Genomic DNA, 2,958 nt, shown 5'->3' with positions numbered 1-2,958 from the left:
CCAGCGTGCGGCCCGCCATGGCCAATATGTGCAGGTCGGCGCCTACCTGCTGTCGCTGGTGCCCGACCAGGACATCTGGATTCAAGCCAACTTCAAGGAAACCCAGATCGGCCATATGCAGCCCGGGCAGAAAGCCGAGCTGCGCTTCGACAGCTTCCCCGACAGCCCCATCGAGGGCCGGGTGGACAGCCTGTTCGCCGCCTCCGGCGCGCAGTTCAGCCTGCTGCCGCCGGACAATGCCACCGGCAACTTCACCAAGGTGGTACAGCGCATTCCGGTCAAGCTGACCTTCGCCGCGGACAACCCGCTCCAGGGCCTGATCCGCCCCGGCATGTCGGTCGAGGTCAAGGTCGACATCCAGGCCGCTACCCGCCATGGCGGCTGACGAGCTGCTGCGCCCGACCGGCGAACCGAGCCGGCGCGACTGGATCGCGGTGATGAGCGCCATGCTCGGCGCCTTTATGGCAGTGCTGGATATCCAGATCACCAACTCCTCGCTGAAGGACATCCAGGGCGCGCTGTCGGCCACCCTGGAGGAAGGCTCGTGGATTTCCACCTCCTACCTGGTGGCCGAGATCATCATGATCCCACTCACCGCCTGGCTGGTGCAGCTGCTCTCGGCGCGCCGGCTGGCGGTCTGGGTGTCGATCGGCTTTCTCGCCTCGTCCTTGCTCTGCTCCCTGGCCTGGAGCCTGGAGAGCATGATCGTCTTCCGCGCCCTGCAGGGCTTTACCGGCGGCGCGCTGATCCCCCTGGCCTTCACCCTGACCTTGATCAAGCTGCCGGAGCATCACCGCGCCAAGGGCATGGCGCTGTTCGCCCTGACCGCCACCTTCGCCCCCTCGATAGGCCCGACCCTGGGCGGTTGGCTGACGGAAAACTTCGGCTGGGAATATATCTTCTATATCAACGTGCCGCCGGGCCTGCTGATGATCGCCGGGCTGATGTACGGCCTGGAGAAGAAGGCGCCGGATTGGCAGATGCTGAAAAGCACCGACTACGCCGGCATTCTCACCCTGGGCCTGGGCCTCGGTTGCCTGCAGGTATTTCTCGAGGAAGGTCACCGTAAGGACTGGCTGGAGTCCAGCCTAATCAGCGGGCTGGGCAGCATCGCCGCGATCAGCCTGGTGCTGTTCGTCATCCTGCAACTGTCGCGACCCAACCCGCTGATCAACCTCGGCGTGCTGCGCGAGCGCAACTTCGGCCTGTCGAGTATCTCCAGCGTCGGTCTGGGCATGGGCCTGTATGGTTCGATTTACGTGCTGCCGCTGTATCTGGCGCAGATCCAGGGCTACAACGCTTTGCAGATCGGCGAGGTGATCATGTGGATGGGGGTGCCGCAGCTGTTCCTGATCCCGCTGGTGCCGCTGCTAATGAAGAAAGTCTCGCCCAAATGGCTGTGCGCCCTGGGTTTTGGCTTGTTCGGCGCGGCCAGTTTCGCCTCCGGCGTGCTCAACCCGGATTTTGCCGGCGAGCAGTTCAAGCAGATCCAGATACTCCGCGCCCTCGGCCAGCCCCTGGTGATGGTGACCATCTCGCTGATCGCCACAGTGTATGTGCAGTCCCAGGATGCCGGCTCGGCGTCCAGCCTGTTCAATATCCTGCGCAACCTCGGCGGCGCCATCGGCATCGCCCTGCTCGCCACCCTGCTCGACAGCCGCGCCAAGCTCTATTTCGACTACCTGCGCGAGTCGCTGGTGCCGAGCAATCCGCAGGTCGCCGAACGCCTGGCGCTGCTGACCGAGAAGCTCGGCAGCGAGCAGGCGGCCCTGGCCAAACTCAGCGAGATCACCCATCAGCAGGCGGCGATCATGGCCTACAATGACGCCTTCCATTGCATCGGCATCGCCCTCGGCATCAGCATGCTCGCCGTGTTGCTGACCCGCCGCTTACCGGCCAACGCCCCCGCAACCGCAGCTGCCGCTCATTAATCCACTGCACGCGCCACTGCTCGGCGCGTGGTCGTTTTCAGGTCCGTCATGTCCGCCACCGCGTCCCGCGCCCGCACCCTGCTGCTGATCGGCGCCTTTGCCATTATCTATATCGGCTGGGGCACCACCTACCTGGCCAACCACTTTCTCCTGCGCGAGCTGCCGCCCTTCATGATCGGCAGCCTGCGTTTCGCCTTTGCCGGCCTGCTGGCCCTGGCCTGGGTGATCCTCAGCGGTCAGTTGCGCATCCAGCGCAGCGACTGGGGTGGGGCGCTGATCGGCGCTCTGGCGCTGATCGCTGTCGGCCAGGGCGCCTTGATCTACGCCAACCAGTTCCTGCCGACCGGCATGCTGGCGATGCTCTACACCACCCTGCCACTATGGAGCGTGGCCCTGGAATGGCTGCTCGGCGAACGCCCGCCGCCCTGGGTGCTGCTCGGCTTGGCCGTGGCCTGCGGTGGCATAGTCCTGCTGATGAATAACGGCCTGGGCGGCTCGGCCTCCCCGACGCAGTGGTTCGCCGGCGCCCTGGTGGTGGTGGCGACCCTCTGCTGGGCGATTGGCGCCTGGCTGCTGCGCCAGCGCCCGCCATTTCGCTCCAGCTGGCTGGGCTTGAGCCTGCAAATGCTGATCGGCGCGCTGCTGCTGGCCCTATTCGGCGTGGCCCACGGCGACTGGCAAGGCCTTGACCTAGCCGCCATAAGCGGCGAGGCCTGGCTGTGGCTGGCTTATCTGGTGCTGCCGGTCAGCCTCGGCGTGTACCCGGCGTATTTCTGGCTGCTGCGCGAAGTGCGGCCGAGCCTGGTATCGACCTTCGCCTTCGTCAATCCGGTGGTGGCCCTGCTGCTGGGTTATCTGCTGCTGGACGAACGCCTCAGCCTGCTGGCACTGCTGGCCTGCGCCATCACCCTGGGCGGGGTGGTGCTGATTATCTTTGGCCGCCGCTAAGAACCCATTAAAGCCAGCTGCGCGTCGGCCCTGCTGCGTTAAAAACAGGCTCGGCAAGCCGCTTGCGGCTAACGCGCTT

Annotated in this window: 3 protein-coding genes; all 3 read left to right on the top strand. The window is 65.3% G+C overall.

Annotated features, from left to right (window positions below):
* Positions 1-385: HlyD family secretion protein (locus Q8Q83_RS10460; RefSeq protein ID WP_305623473.1), on the top strand; the 385-nt coding region annotated here is incomplete at its 5' end.
* A gap of 49 nt (positions 386-434) precedes the next feature.
* Positions 435-1,931: an MDR family MFS transporter gene (locus tag Q8Q83_RS10455; protein WP_305623474.1), complete on the top strand. Its 1,497-nt coding sequence runs from the start codon at positions 435-437 to the stop codon at positions 1,929-1,931.
* 48 nt (positions 1,932-1,979) lie between these two features.
* A complete protein-coding gene (locus tag Q8Q83_RS10450; RefSeq protein ID WP_305623471.1) occupies positions 1,980-2,879 on the top strand; it encodes an EamA family transporter in 900 nt (299 codons plus the stop codon).
* Positions 2,880-2,958 lie beyond the last annotated feature (79 nt).

The sequence above is a fragment of the Pseudomonas sp. genome, from assembly GCF_030696055.1.
In the GTDB taxonomy this organism is placed as follows: Bacteria; Pseudomonadota; Gammaproteobacteria; order Pseudomonadales; family Pseudomonadaceae; genus Aquipseudomonas.
Note: the sequence above shows the minus strand (reverse complement) of the source record. Positions and strands in the feature narration are given on the sequence as shown.

What these genes read in the sequence shown, in the direction of transcription:
- Q8Q83_RS10450 (WP_305623471.1), top strand. Translation starts at nt 1,980, where the DNA reads ATGTCCGCCACCGCGTCCCGCGCCCGCACCCTGCTGCTGATCGGCGCC.